The following is a 25428-nucleotide window of genomic DNA, read 5'->3' on the forward strand; positions in this document are numbered from 1 at the left end:
CGGCAGGGGTTGTCTCTTTCATGGGTCATTTTTTAACGTTATCTGCTTGCTATGTAAGCATTATAACCTATTTTTATCGTATTTTCTGTTTAAGTCCCGTTAGTTGTTAGTTGTTAGTTGACAGTGGGCAGTTGTTAGTTGACAGTGGGCGGTTGTTAGGAAAGCGGTTGGCAGTGGTTAATTGTTTGTATTATTGGGAGATGGGATATGTCACAAACAAATTTTCAAAAATTAGATGTTTATAAATTATCAGAAAAATTAGCTGATGAAATTTGGAATATTGTTATAAAATGGGACGCACTAGCTAAAGATACGGTCGGCAAGCAAATTATTCGAGCTGCTGATAGTATTGGTGCTAATATTGCTGAAGGAGATGGTCGAGGCAGCTATCAGGATCATCGGAGATTTATCAAGATTGCCAGAGGTTCTTTATATGAAACAAAGCACTGGTTGAGACGGGCTTATACTAGGCAACTACTAACAACTACACAAGTAGAAACACTCAAGCCAATTATTGACGAACTGTCACCCCGACTAAACGCCTATCTAAAATCTATAGGCAACACATCAGATAAAAATTAACAACTGCCAACCATCAACTATCAACTATCAACTGCCAACTGCCAACTGCCAACTGCCAATTGCCAAAGGAGGCAATATGCGATCGCGAACTGTAAGAGAAGGTTCTGTCGGATTCTTGATTTTAGTAGGAATCGGTTTATTTGGCGGCTTAGTGCTCTGGTTGCAGGGCGTACAACTAGGCAACCGCAGCTACAAATTCGCCGTAGAATTTGCCAGCGCCCAGGGAATGCAAATAGGCACGCCCGTCAGGTATCGCGGCGTCGCCGTCGGTAAAATTACCGCCATCAAAGCCAGCGCCAACGGCGTAGAGGTGACAATGGAGATAGCCCCCGGTACTTTAGTCATGCCGCGCGATGTGGCGATTGAAGCAAATAAATCGGGTTTAATTGGCGAATCGTCGATCGACATTACCCCCAACTCAATTTTGCCAGACTCCTTACTCACCGCCAATCCCATTAGTGCCGACTGTCCCCCTGAGATCATCTGCAAAAATTCCCGCTTAAAAGGTCAAGCAGGAGTCAGTCTCGACGAACTAATTCGCTCCACAGTCCGCCTATCTAATTTATACACCGACCCCGCCCTGTTCAACAATATTAAATCAATTGCAGAGAATACAGCCAGTACAGCTAAAGGTGCAGCTAAACTCACTCAAGATTTATCAAGCTTAACTCAAACAGCAAAAGCAGAAATCAAAACTTTGAATAAATCTGTAACTGGAGATGTTGGTAAATTAAGTGAGTCAGTAAAAACCGAATTGGCAACTTTAAATCAATCCTTAAAAGGGGAAGCCAACAGTTTGACCCAATCTTTAAAGGAGGAAGTAACCAGTTTAAATCAATCTTTAAAAGGAGAAGCATCCAGCTTAAATCAATCCCTCAAAGGAGAAATATCAGGAGTCGCCGCCGATGTTTCCAAAGTAGCAGTTACAGCAGACACTTCCACAAAAGCCGTATCGGCCGCCGCCATAAATTCTGCCAATTCAGTAACTCAAGCAGCAAATAAAATCACATTAACAGCAAACGAAGTCAATTCATTAGTAACAACCAACCGTGCCAGTTTAGTCTCAACCCTAAATAACATCAATCAAAGCAGTCAAGAATTGCGGGTAGCCGTCAGCAGTTTGAGTCCAACAATTAATCGCATCAACCAAGGACAATTGCTGACTAATTTAGAAGTTTTATCAGCCAATGCAGCCCAAGCTTCTGCTACTTTGCGAGATTTATCCAACCAGGTAAACAATCCCGCCACTTTGCTCTTATTGCAGCAAACCCTAGATTCTGCACGAGCTACATTTCAGAACGTGCAGAAAATCACTTCCGACGTGGATGAACTGACGGGAGACCCGGCTTTCCGCAACAACATTCGCAGGTTATTTAACGGATTGGGAGGCTTGTTGGGCTCGACAGAACAACTGCGGCAGCAAGTTAAAGTTGCTCAAACATTAGCTCCTATTTCAGAGAAAGTAAATGCGAGTACAACGGCAGTAAATCAATCTGTTAAGCCGGGATTGCCCAGTTTTAACAAAAAAGAAAAATTGCCTGTTATTCCTTCTCAAACTGCAAAATCAGCAGAACCAGTTGCTCCCGAAAATACTCCTTGAAATCTGGTATCATTGAATAACCGTCGGTAAGGTGCGTGGCGCGCCCTACAGTTAGGAAGGTACGCATTATAGAGGTTTCAGTTAGTAAGGTTGGCAGCGCGCACCCCGAGATTAAAGTTGTGCAAATCTTATTAAAAAAACTCTTTCAATCGAAACAAGGAAAAGCAATGACGCAAACATTATCAAAACCGCCCGCAACGCAAACCAAGTACAATATAACTTGGGAAAAATTGCCAGACGATTTTAAATTACCGGACGATCCAGTTGAAAACATCGACCAACCACTTTTAGCAGCCGCCCTGCGAGAAGCCTTGGAACTTGCAGGATTTATCATAGCTTCAATGCTAATAGCTTCCAACTTTGGACTGTGCGCCAAAGTCAACGACAAAACAATAGTAAAAGCCCCAGATTGGGTGTACGTTCCCTCGTATTACCAGCAGAACTAGGAGAAGTCCGCCGCAGTTATACGCGCACTGCTGAGGGAGAAGTGCCGGCAGTAGTGATGGAATTTTTATCGGATACTAAGGGCAGTGAATATTCGACAATATCAAAATATCCTTACGGCAAGTGGCGGTTTTACGAGCAAATTTTGCAAGTTCCAGTTTATGCAATCTTCGATCCTAAATCGGGAGAATTAGAAGTATACCTTTTGGTTTCAGGACAGTATACAAAGCAAGAACCAGATGCTAATAGTCGATTTTGGATAGAATCAATGGGATTATTTTTGGGGGTTTGGGAAGGGGAAAAATCTCAGAGGAGGGGTTATTGGTTGCGCTGGTGGGATGAGAATGGCAATTTGTTGCTGTGGGGTATCGAAAGACTCGAACAGGAACAACAGCGGGCCGATGAGGAACGCCAGCGGGCCGATCGCCTAATGGCATACTTGATAAGTCAGGGTATAGATCCTGATGCCATTTGAAGGTCGATCGATTTGAGATTTTACATTAGGAATAAAGGAGCGCCATGACTGCAACAACATTAGAAGAAAAATTAGATCGGCCGTTACTATTTCCAGGGTTAAGCTGGGAACAATTCAAAACCTTAGAACCGATGCTGGATATTCCCGGAGTTCGGCTGTCATTTTTAGATGGGATACTGGAGATTCAGAGAATGCCTGGAAGAAAACACGAAATAGGGAAAGAACGAATTGGTGCTTTACTGGAAACATATTTGCTGAAAGCAGGAATCGATTTCACTCCAACGGGTTCGTTGACTTTAGAAAATGAATCGGAACGAGTGAAGTGTGAAGCAGACAAATCTTACGAATTGGGTGCTGATAGAGAACGTCCAGATTTAGCGATCGAAGTAGTCGTAACTAGCGGCGGAATTGATAAGCTAGAGGCTTACAAACGCCTGCAAATTTCTGAAGTCTGGTTTTGGGAAAACAGCCGACTGTCTCTGTATGCTCTGGGAAAGGAAGGATACGAACAGATTGCGAGTTCTCAATTGCTCCCAGAACTCGATATTGATTTACTTGTCAGGTGTGTTAATATGCCGAGTCATGTTGAGGCAGTTAAGGAATTCAAAAGGGCGATCGAACTCAATTATTAGTCAAAAATATTGAGCGTATGTGACATCATTGAAGAATTGGTAAGCTGTTGCGGCCTTAAAATTTAATTTTTTGGGGCTAGGTAGGAGCATCGCCCCACTCGTTGTTTCCAGAAACATGATTGTTAAAATTAGATGCGCGCCAGCTTAACACCAGAAAAGTTTATAATAGAGCTACAACTCACAGGAAGCACGACCATGACAGCAGTCGTTACCACCCTCAAAACTTCTGAAATCATATACCCTAGCGCTGATGGAGAACCAGTGGCAGAAACTCGCAGACCGTCGAGCTACTGTTTTAGCAAACCAATTTTTATACTACGCTCAAGGTTTCCCAAAAGTCCGCTTAACACCTGATGTGATGGTAATTTTTGATGTAGAACCAGGTGGCAGAGATAATTACAAAATCTGGGAAGAAGGACAAGTGCCGAAGGTGATTTTTGAAATGACATCACCAAGCACGCAGTCGGAAGATAAAGTGATTAAAAAAGATTTGTATGAAAGATTAGAAGTTCAGGAATACTGGTTATTTGACCCAAAAGGTGAATGGATTCCTGAAAAATTGCGCGGATATCGACTGGGGGTAGAGGGTTATCAAATAATTACAGATAGTCGTTGCGAAGTATTGCAACTGCGTTTAGAAATAGAAGGAAAACTGATTGGGTTTTATCGGGAAGATAATGGAGAAAAATTATTAACTCCTGATGAATTGGCTTCAGCTTTAAAAGCGGAACGGCAACGGGCTGAGGCGGAACGGCAACACGCAGAAGTGGAGAGTCAACGTGCACAATCGGAAAGTCAGCGTGCTGCTGAACTCGAATCTTTGCTAGCGCGTTATCGAGAGCAGTTTGGAAAATTGCCGTAGAATAAATAGTATAGGGGCGGGGCATCGCCCCTACAAAAATAGTTAGAGTCAACTAAAATTAAATATAATTAGAATAAAGGAGCAATCGACATGATTCAAGCCTTAACAAAATTAGTAACATTTAACGAATTCATTGCCTGGTATCCTGAAAATTCAGAACATCACTACGAACTGCACAATGGAGTAATTATTGAAATGCCCAAAGGAACTGGCCAACATTCAGAAATATCTGGCTTTCTCAATATAGAAGTTGGCGTTATATGTCGCAATACCCGATTGCCCTATTTCCTTCCCAAAGAATGTGTCCTTAAACCCGATCGCGACGAATCAGGATATGAGCCAGATGTCATAGTTCTCGATCGCCAGCAAGTGATAAATGAACCACGTTGGGCAGCAGAATCGATTATCACAATGGGTTCATCAGTACGTTTGGCAGTAGAAGTAGTCAGCACCAACTGGCAGACTGATTATCTTACCAAACTGCGAGATTATGAAGAAATGGGCATTTTTGAATACTGGATTGTGGATTATTTGGGATTGGGTGGAAGACGCTACATAGGCAATCCCAAACAACCGACGCTTTCGGTATATCAATTAGTTGACGGGGAATACGAGTTGGCGCAATTCCGGGGAGACGATAGAATTGAATCCGGTGCTTTCCCCGAGTTAAACTTGACTGCTCAACAGGTGTTTGAAGCAGGAATTGTGAATGAATAAGGAGAATTGTCATAGGATAAGAGGTATTAAATAGACCAAACTAAAAAACAGAACTCCCAGAACCCCGACTTCTTAAAGAAGTCAGGGTTCTTCTAAGAAAGATCGCATTTTAGGTTATATCAATTCCGGTTACACGACCTATGATATAGAGGAGACGGCAGTGCCGTGTCCCTACAATATTTTGGGTAGGGACACGGCACTGCCTTCTCCTAATTTCGGCTAATAATCATTCCGATGCTACCGGATTTGATATTAATTAAATTAACCTACTTAATTACAGCAAAAAAGTTTATAATATGTATACAACTCACAGGAAGCACGACCATGACAGCAGTCGTTACCACCCTCAAAACTTCTGAAATCATATACCCTAGCGCTGATGGAGAACCAGTGGCAGAAAACAGACCGTCGAGCTACTGTTTTAGCAAACCAATATTTGTACTACGCTCAAGGATTCCCAAAACTGCGCGTAGCACCTGATGTGATGGTGATTTTTGATGTAGAACCAGGTGGCAGAGATAATTACAAAATCTGGGAAGAAGGCCAAGTGCCGAAAGTGATTTTTGAAATAACATCACCGGGCACAAAGTCGGAAGATATAATCAATAAAAAAGACTTGTATGAGGGGATAGAAGTTGAGGAATATTGGTTGTTTGACCCTAGAGGTGAATGGATTCCCGAACAATTGCGCGGGTATCGATTGGGGGAAGATGGGTATGAATTAATTAGAGATAGTCGCAGCGATGTATTGCAATTGCGGTTAGAAATAGAAGGAAAATTGATTGGGTTTTATCGGGAAGATAATGGAGAGAAATTATTGATTCCCGATGAATTGGCTTCAGCTTTAAAAGCAGAACGACAACGGGCTGAATCTGAACGACAACGGGCTGAATCTGAAAGTCAACGGGCTGAAGCTGAAAGTCAACGTGCTGAAGCCGAAAGTCAACGGGCTGAAGCTGAAAGTCAACGGGCTGAGGCCGAAAGTCAACGGGCTGAGGCTGAAAGTCAACGGGCGACTGAACTGGAATCTTTGCTAGCGAGTTATCGATCGCAGTTTGGAGAATTACCGCAGGATAACGGCTAAAGAATTATAAGTGCGATCGTCCTTCACTCTCGATCGCACTTCCATAATTCTTATTTAAATAGTGTTGACAAATTTCAAATTTTGTGTTAAAGAATTCCACATTTTAAAACTGATCGTTTTGCGATCGAACTTGGGCATTCTAGATACAGGTACTCAGGAAGTGCCTGGAAACCTTCTAGGCAAAGGATTGACGATGGAAAGTACGCAGAAAAGTTCTAGTGATAGTCGGGTTCGTAAGGGCGATCGAATTAAGCAGATTTTTGCGTTTGTATCGATGGCTGGTTTTGCTGGTTCTACGATTTTTGGTATTGTGAGTCTGTTCAGCAGCGGTTTGAGCAGCCAGCACCAACAAAAACCTGTAGCTGTTGCTGTTTCTCAGGAGTCTCTACTGGCGGCCCAGGAACGGGGATATCTAACGGTTTTGCAGCGGGAACCTCAGAATCAGACGGCTCTTGAGGGGTTGGCAAATGTGCGGTTGGAGATGAATAATGGGAAAGGGGCGATCGAGCCTTTGGAGAAGTTGGTGAAGTTGAATGGCGATCGGGCTGATTATCAGGCACTGTTGCGGCAGGCGAAGGGGAAGAAGTAAGGAAAGGGCGATCGGTAAAGCTAAAATCAAAACACAGCAGACTTACAATCAATCTCACTAATAAAAAAAAATATTATGCTTTTTTTACCCATTCTTAAGAAAACAGGTCATTTAGATCGAGTTCACATTACAGTAGGCATTGTTGGATCTCGTAAAATCGGAGACCTGGATGATTATGCAAGTCAAGGATGGCAAATTTTTGCGCCTAATTTGACTATCTATGGATTTGATGCAGATGCAGAAGCTTGCAATGAAGCTAATGCTGACCTAGAAGCTAGACAAGTAAATTGGACTGAAAAACATATTCCCTTAGCTCTTAGCAATACAGAGGGAAAAGCCACACTTTATGTAACTAAATATCCCGGATGCAGTTCTTTATATCCCCCCAGTGAAGACTATATCAAGCGCTTCTCGGGAAATTCAGAACTGATCGAGCTAAAGTCTACAGTAGATTTATCCACTACCACTTTAGAAAAATTTTGTAAAGCTGAAGATATCAAAGAAATAGATTTTCTTCACCTAGACGTTCAGGGAGCAGAGCTAAAAGTTTTACAAGGAGCTGATGGGATATTAAATAATAGTGTATTGGGATTAGTAACCGAAGTTGAATTCACCGAACTGTATGCAGGTCAACCTTTATTTAGCGATGTAGATATTTATCTCAGGAACCGAGGTCTTACACTGTTTGACTTTGGGCATATGCAGCGCGATATGCGTCGCGAAATCCCAGTCATATCAAACAGTCATCCGGGCGCTTTAATTTGGTCAGACGCTTTTTATTTTCGCGATTTGATGCGATCGAATGTAGATCCAAGCTTAAAAACACCAGAAAAACTGCTCAAACTAGCTTGTCTGGCTGACGTGATGAAATTTCCTGATTATGCTCTGGAAATTCTAGAATATCTAACTTTAAATTATGGCAGTGACCCTAACTATAATTTTGCAAATAATATCATTGAGAGTCTGGGTCAAATTCCTGAACTGGTGGAACAAGGGCTAGAATCACTACCGATTGTTGTTAGAATGCGAGATTGGGTAAGTGGAGGCGAACATCTTAAATTGGAGACTGTCAAGGCTCCAGGTATTTCAAAACAAAGTTTGCCGAAGCGAGACTATATTTCGCCAAATTTTTTTACTATTCAGCCTGATAAATGCTTCCAAGGTATGATTGTAGGAGATACAAATCTCCAAAGTTGGCCTTACTTGCGCCGAAATGTTCCTCATAACTGGTACGTGGATAGACGGCAACCAACAGTAGGATTTCTGAGCAGAGATGAAGCTCATATTATATATAATACGGCTCTCAAGTTTAAAGGGAAAAAAGCATTAGAAATTGGTTGTTGGCTGGGTTGGTCAGCCTGTCATTTAGCACTGGCAGGAGTATATCTAGATGTAATAGATCCTCTACTAACTAGACCGGATTTTTATGAAAGTGTCAGTAATTCACTAAAATCAGCAGGAGTGCTTGACTCAGTTAATTTAGTAGCTGGTTCCAGTCCCCCAGCCGTTGAAGAATTAGCGATTCAATTGCAGCGTAAATGGTCTTTGATTTTTATTGACGGCAACCATGAAGCACCAGGCCCACTTCATGATGCAATTATTTGCGAACAATTAGCAGAAGCAGATGCTTTAATTCTATTTCACGATTTGGCTTCCCCTGATGTCACTCAAGGCTTAGACTACTTAAAGCAAAAAGGGTGGCAAACAATGGTATATCAAACCATGCAAATCATGGGAGTTGCTTGGCGGGGAAATGTTGAGCCAGTTGTCCATCATCCAGATCCTAAAGTTAACTGGATATTACCTACGCATTTACAAGGGTACACAGTCAGCAGTATGTCAAATAATCAGTTTTTTGATCGAGAAGTAGGAGTACGACAAGTGCAAGAAATGATGCAACAAGCCATTACATTAGTTAATAGTAACCAGCCAGTAGAAGCCATGCGAATAGCTGAACAAGCGGTTTTACTAAATATCAATGTGGCAGGAATGCACTACCTGCGGTCTATTTGTTTGAATAATGTAGGACGGCATAAGGAAGCACTTACAGCCGCAAAAGAGGAACTGGCAATTAATCCGACGCACCAACAAGCACAAGAACAAGTTGAAAACTTAACTAAAGCTCTATTGCGATCGGAAATAACAATCCCCACACAGCAACGCTCGTGGCATACAACCCTTGCACGCGAAAATATGCTGTCAATTCAAAACGCTACTATGAATTATTCATACAGGGGCGTACCCATGCTGAAAAATCCCTTCGACTTTGCAATCTACCCCGTATTAATCTGGAATTTAAAACCGCGTACAATTATTGAAATTGGCTCAAAAGATGGTGGGAGTGCTGTGTGGTTGGGAGATATGCTAAATAATTTTGGCATTGATGGTCACATCTATTCTATCGATATTGTCAAAGTTACTTCAGTCCAACATCCTCGCGTCACTTACATGGAAGGGAACGGACGAGCATTACAGGCAACATTGACACCAAATTTTCTCAACTCGTTGCCACGTCCTCTACTGGTAATAGAAGATGCAGACCACTCTTACGAAACTAGCAAGCACGTCTTAGAATTTTTTCATTCATGTCTCAAGCAAGGAGAATATATTGTTATAGAGGATGGAATTATTTCAGATTTAGTTCAAGATACTTTATGTAATAGTGGACCCCACAAAGCATTGAAAGAATTTTTGTCTGAACGCGAAGGCGAATATGAAATTGATAGCAGTTATTGTGACTACTTTGGCTATAACCTAACTTGGTGTACTAATGGGTTTTTAAAGAAAGTAAAAGAATCCTCATCAACCGGCGATCCATTTTTAAATAAACTGTTTCATTATGTTGAAGAGTATCAGCCTGTACCTCAAGTACCCTCGTCTGTTGATTTGAGTGGCGATCGGCAAAAACTTGCTGAGTTAATTCAGAAAGGCAAAGAGTATTTTCTGAAGGGTGAGATAGAGACGGCGATCGCTACCTTCACACAAGCAGTAGCAGCTCATCAAAGCTCTTTAATTTCCCACAACTACCTAAGCATACTTTACTGGGAAGTAGGAGATGTTCAAAAAAGCTTGCAGCATCATATCCTATCACAATTTAGTAACATAATTCTTGACAGCACGATTGCGGATGAATTTCAACAAATACTGTCAGTTATCAGACCTTACACATTATTGAGTGAAGCCCGACTATTCTCGCTATACTCCCTAGCAAGGCAAATCTGTTTAGATGATATACCAGGTAACTTCGTTGAATGTGGCAGTTATAAGGGAGGGTCAGCAGCGCTTCTAGCAGTCGTTATCAAGCGATACAGTTTACGCCCGCGACTTATCTATGCTTTTGACACTTTTGAAGGGATGCCAGAACCCACTGAAGCCGATAAACATAACGGAATTCCTGCTAATTTAACATCTTGGGGTGCTGGAACTCTCAAAGCTCCACTTATTGACAACTTAGAGGTCATTTGTCAATCCTTGGATGTCAGAGATATTGTCCTACCCGTTAAGGGACTATTTGCTCAAACCTTACCTGAATCTAAATCCGCAGTAGGTACTATTTCTTTACTGCACGCTGATGGCGATTGGTATGAGTCAACAATGGACATATTTAATAACATTTACGATAGTGTTGTTCCCAACGGTTTTATCCAGATAGACGATTACGGTCACTGGGATGGTTGTAAAAAAGCAATCCATGAATTTGAAAAGGGTTGCGGTCAATCATTTGCTCTTCGGGTTATCGACTACACGGGTGTATGGTTTCAAAAAGAAGATTCTGTTCATCAAGACTGCAATCACTGGCGCACTTTTTGGCATTTAGCGCAAACCTCAGAAAAAATGGGCAATAGAGAATTAGCCACAAAAGCAGCGCAAGCTGTTTTGAAAATTGTGCCAAAGCTGGTCAAGGCTGAAAATCTATTGAATCGCGATCGTTCACCGTTGGAGTTGGTTGTCTCACCAGAAATTTCACTATCAGCGGAATTGGATGACTTCTTCAACAACTTAAGACTGAGAGAACTCAACATAATTCTGTTTCCTGATTGGCAGCAACCTGAAGAGTCTATCTTTCTTCAGTTACAAGGTGTAATTACTTCTTTATTGGCTCACAAAGAACCAAGTAAAATAACTGCGCTTCTAGACACCAGCAACATCTCCGAAGAAGATGCAAATTTACTTTTATCCTCTGTTATAATGGATATTCTTATGCAAGAAGATTTAGATGAGACAGACGCTCCAGAAGTGTCTTTACTGGGAAATCTCAGTGAAATGCAGTGGAAAGCTTTATTACCCTGCATCCACTATCGGCTAGTCTTAGAGAACGAAAACGAACAGGCAGTTGCACAAGCTGGCGCAGCAAATCTCCCCAGTTTGAAAGCAGATAATCTTAGCATTTGATGAATTTCACTCAACATATAAAAGGTAGGTCAGTCATGGATGAAAATCAAATTATTGAACAACTAGAAAAGCACAAGTTCTATCACATAATTCAATTAACTGAAAAGATATCAACATCAGGAAATAACGTCGCTGTACCTATGCAGGACGTGCCTCTTAGGGCTTTAAGAACACTGGATCTTAAGGACAAGCGAGTTCTTGATATCGGCTGTCGAGATGGTTTGTTTTGTTTTGAGGCAGAAAAGCTGGGCGCAAAGGAAGTCATTGGTATCGATAATGACTTATCGATGGGGGCGATCGAGTTCTTGATTCCTTTTTTCAATTCAAAAGTCAAGATGTATCAATTAAACCTCCTTGACTTAAAACCTGAGACATTTGGAATGTTTGATGTCATCTTATTTCCCGGTGTTCTTTATCATCTCCGATATCCCTTCTGGTCGCTAAAGTTGATTAAAGATGTCTTGGAAGAAGGAGGAAAAATAGTTATAGAAACAGCAGTATATGTGGATGACAACCAAAATGCTATGCTGTTTTGTCCTGTAGGTTCTGATAGTCCGTATGAGCCTACGAGTTGTACATTCTTTAATTTGAAAGGACTCATGGATACGCTTTTGAGTCTCGATTTGGTGGTGGAAGATATTGAACTCTTGTACAACAACGATTTACTATCATTGGCACCCGAAGGAATTACTTATTCAATGACTCAGCCGATCGAGCGTTGGATCGATAGGGCTACTTTTATTTGTACAAATAAAAAATTGATAGACCAGCCAAGAGTTGTTGATTACTGGAACACCACACACGATGTTCATACCACTCAAAAATTATAATTAGGTGAGGTATCAACTCAACACTGAATTCCCAATTTCTACTGATTTATTTTTTGTTTTGAAGTGCTAGTTCGTACAAAACGGATTCTAATCTATCCATTGTACGGGTGCGACTGAGTTCTAATAAAGCTCGTTCCTGTCCTTTGCTTACCATATCTTGCCATTCAGCAGGATTCATCAACAGGTAAGATAACTGATCGGCAAGATCCATAGGGTTTTCTGACTCGAAAATTAGCCCAGTTTCTCCGTGCTTCACGGCTTCTGGAGATCCTCCTGTATTGCTGGTAACTATCGTCTGTCCAGCAACCATGGCTTCAATTAAACCAATACTAAATGGTTCTTCAAAGCGAGAGGGCAATACCCAAATATTATGCGTTTTGTAGAGCTGTTGTAGTTCCTGCCGGGATAGCAATCCAGCAAAGTGAATCTTGTCTTGTAAGCCCTCTGATTCAACAAATTCTTGAAGTTCTTGAACAAAACTAGGATTGAGAGAGCCTCCTGCTATTGTTGCAGTAAAGTCAATATCTGCATTGTGGAGCAAGTAAAGAGCTTCAATCAAAATATCTGGGCCTTTATAGTGCATCACTAAACTGGCATAGACAATGCGAAGGCGATCGCGCGGTGGAAGTTCGGCTTGGTAAAATGCCTCAACATCTCCGCCTGGATAAATCGTCTGAGCCGTTTCTGTAGGATAGCCTTGTTGCTGTAAATTTTCTCGAATCCAATCGCTAACAGTAATGTATCGATACAAAGAACTCTGAGGAGCTAGATCGCAGCTATATCCGGGTTGTGAATTCATCACATAATGAGCGATCGGTATCCCGGCAGCTAGTATCTGTTCTAAAATTGGCGAACCTAAAAAATCTGCATTGCCTGTCAAGCAAACATCAGGTTGAAAAAAGGGCAACAATTCCTCTAGAGTTTTATAATTTTGTACGGCAATTGCTGCAACATGAGCTGGGTAAAAAGGCTGCGCCCCTCGCTCTGTCCAAGTTCCCCATAAAGATAAACAGCGTCGCACTGTCGGAGGATCTGAATCAGCTTTTGTGTAACCAGTGGGCAAGTGTTCCGTGTTGCTGGTAATAACGAGAACCTGATGACCGCGTTCTTGCAAAAGCTTAGCGTAATCTGCGATCGCCCGTTCGTAGCCTCCAACCACTTGGGGTGGATATAGATTATTTACAACCAGAATTTTTAGCTTTTCCAATCACCCGATCTCCGTTATGAATAATGTTTATCTAAATATATCTGCCACATTTGCTCGTAAGCTTTCTCCATCTCTCGCGTAAATTGCTCACCATTCCACAGCGGAGCTGTTTGTCGTGACTGCCGCAGTTTCCAAGATATTTGCTGCCGCAAAGCCGGGTCTTTCCCTAGACGAATCCCCCATTCGACATACTCTTCATCAGTCCAAGCTATTCCCTCTGTCACCCCTGCATTCATCATCATCGTATAACTGTTACGTGCCGCAAATTGCTCACCAACTCGCGTCACGAGAGGAATGCACATCCACAAAGTTTCTAGGGTAGTTGTAGCACCGTTATAAGGATAGGTATCAAGAACTACATCAGCAATTGCCAAATTAGCTCGGTGAACGGCTTCTGCTGCTACCTCTGACAAAAATCGCAGGCGATCGCCCGCCACACCTTCTTCTTCTGCCATTTGAGTAAAGAAGTTTTTTATTGATTCTTCATCTCCGGCACCTTTGATCAAAAAGTAACTATTCGGTACTTCCTTCAAAATCTTAAGTTGTAGTCGCGCTGTTGAGGGATGGCGTTTGTAGCTCTTCTGAGCGCTTAGATACACCACCGCATCGCTAGAAATATCTAACTGATCCCGACGCAAAGTAGGGACAGCCACCTCAAAACCATCTACAGCTACATAAGTTTGAGGCAAGCGCCAGATTTTTTCACTGTAATAATCTTGAGCAGACTCCGGTAGAACATACGGATCTGCAATAAAATAGTCAACCGCCGGCAGCCCAGAAGCATCCCATCCCAGCCAAGTAGCTTGAATAGGAGCTGGTTTAAGTGCCACCGCTTCACAGGTAATATCTAAAGTGATACTGTCAAGTTCAATCAGAATATCAATCTCATCGTTAGCAATCTGCTCTGCTATTTCAAGACCTCCAAAGCTATCTTTAGATGCTTTAAAAACTTGATTTAGATACCATTCTTGTAAAATATCTGGCTTTTTTTTGTTACCTATAAAATAGCCGTAAATTTCAAATTTATCGCGATCGTGATACTGAAACAACCATCGTGCTAACCAGCCTACAGAATGCCTTCTCAGGCAACTAGATAAGTAACCTATCTTCAATGGCTTAGTAGCACTACCGCTGATTTTACGAGATGACTGCCGCTGTCGGTATTTCTCGGACTGCTCCTGAGCATAGATTTGAACATTAGCTTGACACAACTGAGACACTTGGTTTTGAATTTGCCTATTATTTTTTGGCTCATCCTGAAAGTAAGGTAAAAAGAAGGATGTAAGAAATAAATTTTGAACTGTAACTGGGTGAATGGCTCTTGGTTGTTCAGCTATCAGTAAGTTCAGCAGCGATTTATGTAGCCCGATAACTGAAGCAACCTCTTCCCAGTATCCACCTGCACTCATCAAACAGCGCATAATCAGATGGTTGGAAAAAACTTTATCGGTTAACTCATCTGATAAGGAATAGCGCAATTTAGCCACTTGTATGCCCTGATCGTATTGCTGAGCATTTGGGTAATAATTAGCCAGTTGCTGCAATATTCCTAGATTTTTATCATCTAAACTGCGAGCTAGCTCAGCGAAGCGTACTGCCAGTGCTGGTATTTGTTGTGCAATCTGAACTGAAGCTGCTACGACTATTTGAATAAAAACTTGAGGGTTATGCAGATGAGGTATACAGGCCTCCGTTAATTCCAAGGAAGAGGGATGCAAGGAGTCATAATCTAAAACGCTCTTTAACACTTGCATCAATAGCTCAGAGTCTAGCTTGATGGGAGGTTCCGACTTGAGTATATTCAACAAGTCTAGAGCAATCAAATCATGTCCCGTATAAGTTTCAAGCAGGATGGAAAGACCTATTATATGCAACAGATTGTTAATATCTGCGGGGTTGATTTCACGTAGATGCTGTCGAATCACCCAAGAGAGCGAACAATCACCGAGATTACCTCTGCGCTCTGCTTCTGCTTGCAGAACTTGTATTAGTTCAGAAGTCCAGAGTTCGACTTGTTCGGGTTCCCCCTCTGCCATGCCTAGCAGCCAAGTCGTCTGAGCTTCTGCTTCTTGCCCATGCAATAGCAATATTAGGCCTAAATGCCAATAGTAAGATTTTGTATCGGGTTCCTCTTCAATCGCCTGTTCATAAAGGTGTGCAGCTTGAGCGTAATCTCCTCGAATTAGACATTGACGGGCTTGTTGCTCCCAATGAGTAGGCTTAGTAGGTAAGTATTTAGCAGTCATATAAGCAAGCTAACTTTATGCCATATTGAAGCAAAGTGTAGTAACGACGAGCGGAAGTTTATAGTCGTATATCCTGCTTTGATATTAGGAGATGTTTGGTCAAAAAAGTGTAATTAAAATTGTATTCAAAGAGTGGGTAGCATTAAGAAACACTACCCACTCTTTCAATAGGTTCAGCTCAGACTAGCAAGACCCATGCTCTATCTGAGACCTTTCCTACTTAGTAACTTCAGGTGTACTAGGATCACAGGCTAAGGCCTGACCACCACCAGCAGGAAGAGGAATGGTGTTACCTTTTGCTGCCTTACCAGCTTGGCATAATACTGCCACAGTGGTGGCATCAGTCTGCTCCTTAGGTGTTACCAGAGCCACAATTCCTGTATAGGGTAAGAGTGAGTCAGATAAGGAGAATGCTTGGTTGCCAACGTTTTTGGCGCCCCCATCTTTAACTGTATAGGTGTAGTTAGAAGTTTGAGTTTTAATGCCAATACCCAGATTGTCAACGGAATCTGTTACAAAATTACCAAGTTCTGCGTATTTGGCTTGCTGGGCGCGGTTCATCGAACCTGCGTACTGCTTGGCTTCTGACTGCTTGGCTTTGTTAGCTTGGTTGAGGAAGGAAGGCAATGCAATAGCTGACAGAATACCGATGATGATGATAACTACCAGCAGTTCAATCAGGGTAAAACCCTTATCTTGTCTTTTTTGATTGAGGTGATGCAGGAACTTAGCTTTTAATTCAGTTTTCATGGGTTGTTTCTCCTAGAGGCGTGGGATGATTGATTTCTAACTCGTAAATTTAACTTACCCAGTTTTCGTGGCGTTCATATCACTCCCGCCCATTTTTTTTTCAGTCTCCAGCCGATCGCTCTAAAAGCACGTACATAAAAGCTTCCAGCGTACTTAGGAGTTCCCGCACTTCTGCAAAAGCCGTCTCGTGGCTCACGGGTTCTAGGGTAGCAGGATGCAGTGGCTTAAGCTTGAGCCACAGTTCGACTAGGGACATGATCGGCTGCGCTCCTTCCCACAAAGGCAGCAGGCAAGCTGCTAGCATACTCTCGACGGCGATCGGAACTTGGGAAAGTGAAGGGATATAACGGCTGATCGTGAAAGATTGTTGCTTAGCGATGCACTTGAGCAGGTCTTCTTTTACCTGGGCAACCTTCAATTGAGGATGCAGGTGAACTCGCGCTACCTGCCAGTCAGATTGATTCCATTCGGAAACTGGCACAAAAGGCTGACCTTGGTTGGGATGACCGCACCAAAAGTCAATCAGGCGATGGACAGGATGAAACAGCTCAAATAAATGCAGTCGCTCTTCCACAGAAATTTCTGGCAGGCTCATTTCTAGAAACATCGGTAAGTTATCTGGCTCCTTGAACAAATCCGTCAATTCCCACTGCCGCCAATCCACCATGCTAACAAACTCTAAATCAGCTACTCTCAAGGCTGCAAAAACTTCAGGAATATTATATCCTTTATCCCCCAGCAATAAATAATTCATTAAAATCCATTCGTCTTGTTCTGCCTCTTGAGCATTCCAAGCTACCATCTTAAGCATAACTTGATCTTTCAAGGTTTTCATAGTTTCTCGAACTAATTCCATTTCTAGTTCGCGGGGATTATTATTCATTAAACCCATTAATCCAAATATTTTTTGAGCAGAAAAATAAAAATTTCTCTGAATTGAACTGTGAAGATTTGAGCGAATAATTCCCTCAGGCTTTAATACTGATTTCAGGCTCTGTAACCCCACTACTATATCAGGCAAAAGATAAAGAACTTCATCACAATTAATGTAATCAAACTCTAAGCCTAAGCTAGGTAAATTTTCTAGTGGCATTGCATGAAAATCGGCATTTTCAAAACCATGATATTGCAGGCGTTGTTTGGCTAAATTCACAGATTCTTCTGACAAGTCAATGCCAATTATTTTCGCACCAGGATTTGCTTCTGCCAAAACTAATGACTTATAGCCACTCCCACACCCAGCATCTAAAATAAGTTTTCCATCTGTTTTTATCAATTTTTGATTTCTTAAATAGTAAGCTGTTGAAAGGTCATGAAAATAAAGTAATTCTGACTCATTTTTAGGAGATTGATCTAAAGGCTTTCTAGGATAAGGAGCCGTATCAAATTGCTGACGTATTTTATCTACTACTTCTAAGTTTTGGTGGTCCATTGTAAAATTATCCTGAAGTTTAAGTGACGGTTGGAGAGTCTATTTTGGCATTTCTGTGGCGAGTTCGGCTATATCCTCTGACAGAGAATACATATGCTGGTAAGATAGCTGCCAGATAGTGAAGTAAAATCTTCACCTACACTTAGCTGGGGATTCAGGCTTTTCCAATAGTCGGGATTTTGAGCTTGCTCTAAAAGTGTTTTGACGCTAATCATCGGTTTTGGCTGTGTCTCCCCTGAGTTGACGACTGATAATTTATCACTTTTTCCGGTAGGATGCTTTACGTGTTTGAACGATCGCGAGCAAATAGGTCTGCTCTTACGGAGTTAGGTTAACGTAGGAAATCTCAGTGATGCGAATCTACCTTTAAACTGAAGCTTACCCAAAATTATCATAAATATTATCAGCACTCCCGGCACGATCGATCGCACTTTTCCCAAACCCCACACTCAACAAGACCACAGCCTTGCCATAATACTTAAGGTCAAAGTTTCCCACCCCCGCGCCAAACCAGATCGTACAACCAACCAGCACATCCATGAACACCAACATCAGCCCCATCCTCAAAGTATTCTGCTTCTCCGCCGCGTTTTCCCTGGCCATCAAGTACGCAGGGCCCAGCCTATCCATAGCCTCAACCGACTTCAACGCCCTGATCGCCGTGTTTACCCCCAGTATCATCCTAGCTGCGATTCTGGGCTGGCGGGCATGGCAACAGCAGCCGAGGTAGGAGTTGAGCAGCCGCACACAACACCAAAAGCCCCACAATACCCAAGAATACAGGACAGACGATCGCATGGATCTAACCACCTTGAATCTCAAACCCTTAAATTTGCTCATTTTCCCCGATTGGAGCCAACCAGAAGAATTGCTATATTTAGAGTTAGCCCCAATTATTAAAAGTATTGTCACTCATCGCGATCGCCATAATCTAGCTCTTTTAATAGATAGCATCTAACTCAGAAGACTCTGAGTTAGATGCTGATTTAATTTTGTCCGGGATTATGATGAATCTCTGCATGGAAGAATATTTAGAGTCAAGCGTCGAACCGGAAATTATCTTATTAGAAAACCTCAGTCAAAGCCAGTGGCAAACTCTTCTGGCACAGATTCAATATAGAATTAAGTTGACTGCGGAAAATCAAATAGCACTAGCCTTGTCCGGCGCAGAAATTATCCCATTATTGGAACTGGATCGACTTGGCGATATCACCCTGGAATCACCAACATCAAGGGCCCTGAATTTGGCTAACACACTCTACTATCAAGGAAGATATGAAGAAGCTATTAAGCAGTATCAAAGATTTTCACAATTCCAGGTAGGAGATGTATCACTATTTTTGAACTTCAGCGATTGCTGGCGAAAAATTAATAAAATCTCAGCAGCTATCGCAATCCTCGAACAAGGAATTTGCAATCACCCAAAAGCCGGACAACTGCATTTTGAAGTTATCAAAATTTGCCAGCAAAGTGGACGTACAAAATCAGCTATATCAAATGCAGAAGTAGCGGCAAAGATTCTACCGAATGAATACGTTTTCCAGCTTTTGAAACACTTAACATTGCCGATTATTTACGATAATAAAGAAGAAATTCAGCTTTATAGGCTGAGATTTGTCAGAGAATTAGAAAGCTTGATTCAGCAAACATCTGTGAAAACTCCACAAGAAAAAATAAATGCTTTTTTCGGCTTGCAGAGTTTCACTAATTTCTACCTAGCCTATCAAGCCCACAATGTTGTGGAATCGCAATCAAAATATGCCAATTTAGTTCATCAAATCATGGCGGCTAACTATCCCCAGTGGGTGGAACCGCGACAGATGCCAGAACTGGCGGAAAATGGTAAAATTAGAGTCGGTTATGTTTCTAGTTACTTGCATTCTTACAGCGGCACTTTATGGTTGACCGGCTGGTTGCGGTATGCCGATACAAAACAATTTGAGATTTACTGTTACTACACGGGTAATGAACCAGATCTGATTACAGAACAATTTCGCGAATATAGCCATGTATTCCGCCACATTCCTCACAACTTAGAAGCTGTATGCCAACAAATTATTGATGACAAATTGCACATTCTTGTATTCCCGGAAATTGGCATGGATGCACCAACTATCCAAATAGCAGCTTTGCGCCTCGCACCCGTGCAATGTTCGGCGTGGGGACATCCTGTTACCTCTGGTTTACCCACAGTTGACTATTTTATTTCCAGCCAATTGATGGAACCGGAAAATGCACAATCGCATTACTCAGAAACCTTAGTTAAGTTGCCTAATATTGGTGTTTCCTACCCAAAACCACTCGTGGGAGAATTAAACAATAGTCGCTTAGATTTTGACCTTCGAGAAGATGCAATAATTTACTTTTGCTGCCAAGCTCCTTTCAAATACTTACCGCAATATGATTTTATTTTAGCAGAAATTGCCCGCCGCGTGCCGCAAGCTCAGTTTATTTTTCCGCGCGGTGAACTGTTGCGAAAACGGCTCAAGCGGGCTTTTGCTGCTGTTAATCTCGACAGCGAAGATTACTGTCTATTCCGAGCGATTGCAACTCGACAAGAGTATATAGCCATGAACTTTCTTGCCGATGTTTTCTTGGATACTTTCACTTGGTCGGGGGGAAATACGTCTTTGGAGGCGATCGCGTGCAATTTACCTATAGTAACCTGTCCGGGAGAATTTATGCGGGGACTGCACGCTTATAGCTTTCTCAAGATGCTGGGAGTAACAGACACAATTGCCCAAAATGAAAAGGAATACATTGAAATTGCTGTCAAATTGGGTTTAGATTCAGAGTGGCGGCGAGATATTTCACGACGCATGAGTCAGCGACAAGATAATCTGTTTGATGATAAAGTTTGCGTGACAGCTTTAGAGAGTTTTTATCAAGAAGTTGTTCGAGAAAGACTTAAACAGTTGACAGTTGACAGTTGATAGTTGACAGTTGACAGCGAGGTTTTTTGGATGGGATTTATATCAAGTCCGATCGAATGATGACAATAAAATTAGTTTGTAGTGAGGACTTTAGTCCTTGACAGAATCAGGACTAAAGTCCTCACTACGAACCTTAGAGCCGAAACCCTCGAAAATCGCCCTACAAGTTCGTCTGACGCACCCTACAAGTCATATAATATACGTTAGGACGATCGCAACCAAACTCAAGGCACTCACCATGATTCAAACCATAACTGAATTAGTAACATTCGATGAATTCATTGACTGGTATCCTGAGAATTCAGGATGTCACTATGAACTACACAACGGAGAAATTGTTGAAATGCCAAAAGCAACAGGCAAGCATTCTAAAGTAGCAGGTTTTACCTCGCTGAAGGTAGGAATTGAGATTGAGCGTCTTAATTTACCCTACTTCATCCCGAAAGAAGCCGTCATCAAACCCATGCGCGAGGAATCTGGTTATGAACCAGATATTATTGTACTCAACGAACAAACCATTGGAAACGAGCCGCGATGGGAGAAATCATCAATTATTACAATGGGTTCATCAGTTCCCCTAATCGTAGAAGTAACTAGCACTAACTGGGAGGATGATTATGCCCGCAAACTAGAGGCTTACGAGTCAATGGGCATCCAAGAATATTGGATTATAGACTATCTAGGATTGGGCGGGAGACGGTTTATCGGCAATCCTAAGCAACCAACTTTTTCGGTTTACCAACTAATTGACGGGGAATATCAAGTTAAGCAATTCAGAGGAGTTGAGGTGATTGAGTCCTCAACTTTCCCAGAATTGAATCTGACAGCGCAGCAGGTGTTCGCGAAAGGGAATTGAAGAGGCTGCGTTGTAGGAGTATATTGTAAAGAGGCGATCGCATTTAAGCTATCTTGTAGAGACGCGATTGCAAAAGCGTCTAAAGCAAGGTCGGCAATTCCCGTTATAATATCCAAAAATCGCATGAAGCTAGGACAGTGGATGGGCTTATTAGCCCTCATCGCATCTTGTTACATCCTCTGGCAAATCAGGCAAGCCCTACTGCTGCTGTTTGCCGCCATCGTCTTAGCCACGGCCTTAAACAAACTAGCACGCTACTTACAAAAAAAATTCCGACTCAAAAGGTCGATCGCCGTACTGTGCTCAATTACCTTCTTATTCCTCGTATTCATAGGCTTGTTCCTGATAATTGTACCGCCCTTCGCCCTGCAATTCCAACAACTTACCCAAAGAGCTCCTCAAGGAATAGCAAGATTAAATGATTGGGTAGATCAAATCGAAACTCGCTTCTCGGGACAACTAGGCCAGCGCCTGCCAAATCTTGATGTTAACGACATTATGCGGCAACTGCAACCTTTATTCAACCAACTCGTTGGGGGTGCAGGAGCATTTGTCGGCAATACATTAGGCGTTATCCTGAGTTTTTTGTTAGTCTTAGTTTTGACCTTGATGACCTTAGCAGATCCCCTATCTTACCGCAAAGCACTTATACAACTATTTCCCTCTTTTTATCGGCGGCGCATCGAGGGTATTTTAGATGAATGCGAAGTAGCTCTAGGTCGATGGGTCATTGGTGCGTTAATTAGCATGAGTGTGATTGCTTTTTTGAGCTTAATTGGTTTGTCAGTTTTGCAAGTTCCCCTACCGTTAGCTCACGCTGTAGTAGCAGGATTTCTGAACTTGATTCCGAATATTGGCCCTACTATTAGCGTCATTCCGCCAATGACGATCGCACTTTTAGACTCTCCATTAAAATCAGGTTTAGTCCTCATTCTTTACTTCCTAATTCAACAGTTTGAAAGCAACATCCTCACCCCCTACGTCATGGCACAGCAAGTATCGCTGCTGCCAGCAGTAACTTTAATAGCTCAAGTATTTTTCGCCACATTTTTTGGATTTTTAGGCTTATTGCTAGCCCTTCCCCTCACAGTTGTCGCTCAAGTTTGGATTAGGGAAGTGCTAATTAAAGACATTCTCAACCAGTGGGACGCCAATCCTAAAAGGTTGGCGGCAATTGATTCGGCTATTCATGAAGAGTACGAATCTATAGGAGTCACACAAAGCCGATCAGAAAATTTACCCGAACACAAACCAGACATTTCCGATGATCCAGAGAATGACGCAAATGACGTTCCTGGAAATCAGTAATTCAGGTTTGTACTCATCCCAGATCTGGCTTAAATAGCAGTTTATTTGGGAGCATCTCAGTTTTGCAAGAAGCATTTTTTATGGTAGTGCGAGCTTAAGAGCTCGCGTGCTTGTACAAGCACGCGAGCGGGGACAGCACTGTAAATGCAAAACTGAGATGCTCCCGTTTATTTTTCAGTCCGCGAAGGCGGACTTTGTTTTTATAGAAGCGATTTTAATCGCCGATTTTTTTAAATATCTATCTTCTATCCTAGCACTCTAAACCGCATCTTGTCCAGCGCTGAAAATCTGTTGCACCGTTAAATTCAACTCTGGAAATGTGGGCGAAACAATCCTATCGCTCCCCCGAAACTGACTAACTTGATACTCGCCATCAACCAAATGGTGAACAAAAAAAGTAGGTTGTTTCGGATTGCCAATATAGCGTCTGCCACCAAGTCCCAAATAATCCGCAATCCAGTATTCAGAAATACCCAAAGCTTCGTAGTCAACCAACTTGTAGCCATAATCATCCCGCCAATTGGTACTGACAACTTCGACAATTAGCCGGACAGAACTACCCATTGTAATGATAGATTGCTTTTTCCATCTCGGTTCGCTGTTCGTCCCTTGTCTGTCCAAAACGATCGCATCCGGTTCATAACCAGATAACTCGTTATCAGCTTTGACAACGCATTCTTTGGGTACGAAGTAGGGCAATTGCAGCCTCTCGATTTCCATCCCTAGCTTCAGGCAAAGGAAGCCAGCTACTTCTGAATGTTCTCCGGTTGTTTTAGGCATCTCAACAATCGTTCCATTATGGAGTTCGTAACGGTTTATCGAATTTTCAGGATACCAGTCAATAAATTCATCGAAAGTGACTGGTTTTAATATCGCTTGAGTCATGGCGATCGCCCTTTATTTGATTTATGATATTATTCTTATATCCGTTATAACTCAATACGGTTCAGATAAGACAGATCCCCCCTAGCCAAGAGGGCGGGAACGGGGGCACCGCCCCTACAAGGGGGGGACAAGAAGTTGCTCAAAATCCCCCGACTATCAGGGGGGATTTAGGGGGATATCCGGGGAATTAACAGTGTTAACTGAACCGTATTGCGTTATAACTCACATCTTGCATCATTATCAAGAACAGGCAAGATGCCTGTTCCACAAGAAAATTAACTCTTTGTGGAACAGGCATCTTGCCTGTTCAGAAAAGGCTAATTGAGAATGGTGTAACATCTCAGTTATAATACATTTCTTTTATCTCAAACTATCGCCCGATCGCCAATCTATCAAACTAAAATCCAAATAAAATAGTGTTATGAGATCGATCGACGAAATCAACGATAAAATCAGCCAAGGCAAAGCCACAGTCTGGACAATCGAAGAACTCAAAACCAGAGTCAGAGAAACCAGCATTACCGAAGCCGCCAAACAAGTCGATGTGATTACCACCGGCACCTTCGAGCCCATGGAATCCTCCGGCGCCATCATCAACCTCGGCCATACTGACCCCCCGATCAAAATCCGGCAGTGCTGGCTGGACGGCGTTTTAGCCTACTCCGGCTTCGGCGCCGTAGACCTGTACCTCGGAGCCACCCAAGTAGCCGAAGACGGCGAAGAATCGCGGGAACGGGGCGGCGGACACGTCATCGAAGACTTAATCGCCGGCAAACCCGTGCAGTTGCGGGCTTTAGGGCAAGTAACAGACTGCTATCCCCGCGCCTCCTTTGAAACCACGATTACCCGCGATACCATCAACCAGTTTTATTTATTCAATCCCCGGAACGCCTATCAAAACTTTATTGTAGGAGTCAACGGGGGCGATCGCCCGCTGTTCACCTACCTCGGCCCCCTGCAACCGAACCTCGGCAACGCCGTCTATTCGAGCCTGGGAGCCATGTCACCCCTGCTTAACGACCCCCACCTCGAACTCATCGGCATCGGCACCCGCATCTTCCTAGGAGGTGCTCAGGGCTACATCACCTGGGAAGGAACCCAACACTTCCCGCTGCAAAAACGGCAGCCTAACGGGACTCCGATCGGCCCAGCCGCCACCCTGGCACTCATCGGCGACGCCAAACAGATGAACTCCAAATGGGTGCGCGGCTGCTACTTCAAAAACTACGGCCCATCCTTGATGCTGGGAGTCGGCATCCCTTTTCCTGTTTTAAACGAAACAGTCGTGGCGCACTGTGCAGTATCAGACAAAAAAATAGTAGCGCCGGTGGTAGATTTCTCTATCCCCCGGCGCGTTCGTCCCACATTTGGTTTAGTTAGTTATGCTCAATTAAAAACTGGTCGCATTCTCATCGAGGGTAAACCCGTGCGGGCCGCCCCGCTGGCGAGTATGTTTCTCTCGCGGCAAGTAGCTTTGGAATTGAAGCAGCAAATTGAAGCGGGTTTATTTACCCTCACGGCCCCAGTTGCTCCTCTATCTGTCGATCGAGTATTTCTTCCCCAAGATTTGTGGGGAGCCCAAGTCAGGATTGAATAAACAATTT

The 25428-nt window shown here is 42.7% G+C and carries 19 protein-coding genes and 3 pseudogenes; 15 read left to right on the plus strand and 7 right to left on the minus strand.

What is annotated here, in order from left to right:
- Window positions 1–207: 207 nt before the first annotated feature.
- The 10 genes and pseudogenes from JGK14_RS22095 to JGK14_RS22140 all read left to right on the plus strand — a co-directional run bounded on the left by JGK14_RS22095 (window position 208) and on the right by JGK14_RS22140 (window position 12207).
- The gene (locus JGK14_RS22095) at window positions 208–582 is read left to right on the plus strand and encodes a four helix bundle protein (protein WP_293182666.1); all 375 of its coding nucleotides are present in this window, start codon (window positions 208–210) and stop codon (window positions 580–582) included.
- Window positions 583–658: 76 nt separating this feature from the next.
- Complete coding sequence (locus tag JGK14_RS22100) at window positions 659–2182, plus strand: MlaD family protein (protein WP_293326356.1); 1524 nt, start codon at window positions 659–661, stop codon at window positions 2180–2182.
- Window positions 2183–2349: 167 nt separating this feature from the next.
- A pseudogene (locus JGK14_RS22105) lies at window positions 2350–3101 on the plus strand (Uma2 family endonuclease).
- A gap of 44 nt (window positions 3102–3145) precedes the next feature.
- Window positions 3146–3733, plus strand: coding sequence for a Uma2 family endonuclease (locus JGK14_RS22110; RefSeq protein ID WP_293192054.1), 588 nt, complete (start codon window positions 3146–3148; stop codon window positions 3731–3733).
- A 195-nt stretch (window positions 3734–3928) separates the two neighbouring features.
- Window positions 3929–4595, plus strand: a pseudogene (locus JGK14_RS22115) (Uma2 family endonuclease).
- Window positions 4596–4685: 90 nt separating this feature from the next.
- Entirely contained in the window at window positions 4686–5312 is a 627-nt protein-coding gene (locus JGK14_RS22120) for a Uma2 family endonuclease (RefSeq protein WP_293213484.1), read from the plus strand.
- Between the two features lie 324 nt (window positions 5313–5636).
- A pseudogene (locus JGK14_RS22125) lies at window positions 5637–6396 on the plus strand (Uma2 family endonuclease).
- 64 nt (window positions 6397–6460) lie between these two features.
- A complete protein-coding gene (locus tag JGK14_RS22130) occupies window positions 6461–6985 on the plus strand; it encodes a tetratricopeptide repeat protein (RefSeq protein ID WP_293205919.1) in 525 nt (174 codons plus the stop codon).
- Between the two features lie 75 nt (window positions 6986–7060).
- Entirely contained in the window at window positions 7061–11377 is a 4317-nt protein-coding gene (locus tag JGK14_RS22135) for a CmcI family methyltransferase (protein WP_293196202.1), read from the plus strand.
- Between the two features lie 35 nt (window positions 11378–11412).
- Window positions 11413–12207 (plus strand): DUF1698 domain-containing protein, encoded by a 795-nt coding sequence (locus JGK14_RS22140; RefSeq protein ID WP_293196200.1) that lies wholly within the window; start codon window positions 11413–11415, stop codon window positions 12205–12207.
- A 46-nt stretch (window positions 12208–12253) separates the two neighbouring features.
- Here the strand turns inward: JGK14_RS22140 and JGK14_RS22145 are convergent, their stop codons facing one another.
- The 6 genes from JGK14_RS22145 to JGK14_RS22170 form a co-directional block, all read right to left on the minus strand.
- Window positions 12254–13414 carry a glycosyltransferase family 4 protein gene (locus JGK14_RS22145; protein WP_293196198.1) on the minus strand — a complete coding sequence of 387 codons (1161 nt, stop codon included), beginning with the start codon at window positions 13412–13414 and terminating at the stop codon, window positions 12254–12256.
- A 14-nt stretch (window positions 13415–13428) separates the two neighbouring features.
- Window positions 13429–15660: an O-linked N-acetylglucosamine transferase, SPINDLY family protein gene (locus tag JGK14_RS22150; RefSeq protein WP_293196196.1), complete on the minus strand. Its 2232-nt coding sequence runs from the start codon at window positions 15658–15660 to the stop codon at window positions 13429–13431.
- A 216-nt stretch (window positions 15661–15876) separates the two neighbouring features.
- Window positions 15877–16410, minus strand: a complete 534-nt coding sequence (locus tag JGK14_RS22155) for a type IV pilin-like G/H family protein (protein ID WP_293196194.1) — start codon at window positions 16408–16410, stop codon at window positions 15877–15879.
- Window positions 16411–16510: 100 nt separating this feature from the next.
- Complete coding sequence (locus JGK14_RS22160) at window positions 16511–17842, minus strand: class I SAM-dependent methyltransferase (RefSeq protein WP_293196192.1); 1332 nt, start codon at window positions 17840–17842, stop codon at window positions 16511–16513.
- Between the two features lie 68 nt (window positions 17843–17910).
- Entirely contained in the window at window positions 17911–18057 is a 147-nt protein-coding gene (locus JGK14_RS22165; protein WP_325315494.1) for a hypothetical protein, read from the minus strand.
- Between the two features lie 163 nt (window positions 18058–18220).
- Window positions 18221–18523, minus strand: a complete 303-nt coding sequence (locus JGK14_RS22170; protein WP_293196190.1) for a hypothetical protein — start codon at window positions 18521–18523, stop codon at window positions 18221–18223.
- Between the two features lie 52 nt (window positions 18524–18575).
- Between JGK14_RS22170 and JGK14_RS22175 the strand changes: the two genes are divergently transcribed.
- The 4 genes from JGK14_RS22175 to JGK14_RS22190 all read left to right on the plus strand — a co-directional run bounded on the left by JGK14_RS22175 (window position 18576) and on the right by JGK14_RS22190 (window position 22939).
- Window positions 18576–18800 carry a hypothetical protein gene (locus JGK14_RS22175; protein WP_293196188.1) on the plus strand — a complete coding sequence of 75 codons (225 nt, stop codon included), beginning with the start codon at window positions 18576–18578 and terminating at the stop codon, window positions 18798–18800.
- 46 nt (window positions 18801–18846) lie between these two features.
- Complete coding sequence (locus JGK14_RS22180) at window positions 18847–20775, plus strand: O-linked N-acetylglucosamine transferase family protein (RefSeq protein WP_293196186.1); 1929 nt, start codon at window positions 18847–18849, stop codon at window positions 20773–20775.
- 238 nt (window positions 20776–21013) lie between these two features.
- A complete protein-coding gene (locus tag JGK14_RS22185) occupies window positions 21014–21631 on the plus strand; it encodes a Uma2 family endonuclease (RefSeq protein WP_325315495.1) in 618 nt (205 codons plus the stop codon).
- A gap of 123 nt (window positions 21632–21754) precedes the next feature.
- Window positions 21755–22939, plus strand: a complete 1185-nt coding sequence (locus tag JGK14_RS22190; RefSeq protein ID WP_325315496.1) for an AI-2E family transporter — start codon at window positions 21755–21757, stop codon at window positions 22937–22939.
- Window positions 22940–23197: 258 nt separating this feature from the next.
- Here the strand turns inward: JGK14_RS22190 and JGK14_RS22195 are convergent, their stop codons facing one another.
- Window positions 23198–23824 carry a Uma2 family endonuclease gene (locus JGK14_RS22195; RefSeq protein WP_293186545.1) on the minus strand — a complete coding sequence of 209 codons (627 nt, stop codon included), beginning with the start codon at window positions 23822–23824 and terminating at the stop codon, window positions 23198–23200.
- 421 nt (window positions 23825–24245) lie between these two features.
- Here JGK14_RS22195 and JGK14_RS22200 point away from each other — a divergent pair, with 421 nt between their 5' ends.
- Entirely contained in the window at window positions 24246–25421 is a 1176-nt protein-coding gene (locus tag JGK14_RS22200) for a homocysteine biosynthesis protein (RefSeq protein ID WP_293193373.1), read from the plus strand.
- Window positions 25422–25428 lie beyond the last annotated feature (7 nt).

Source organism: Microcoleus sp. PH2017_28_MFU_U_A, from assembly GCF_020738035.1.
Classification (GTDB): Bacteria; Cyanobacteriota; Cyanobacteriia; order Cyanobacteriales; family Microcoleaceae; genus Microcoleus.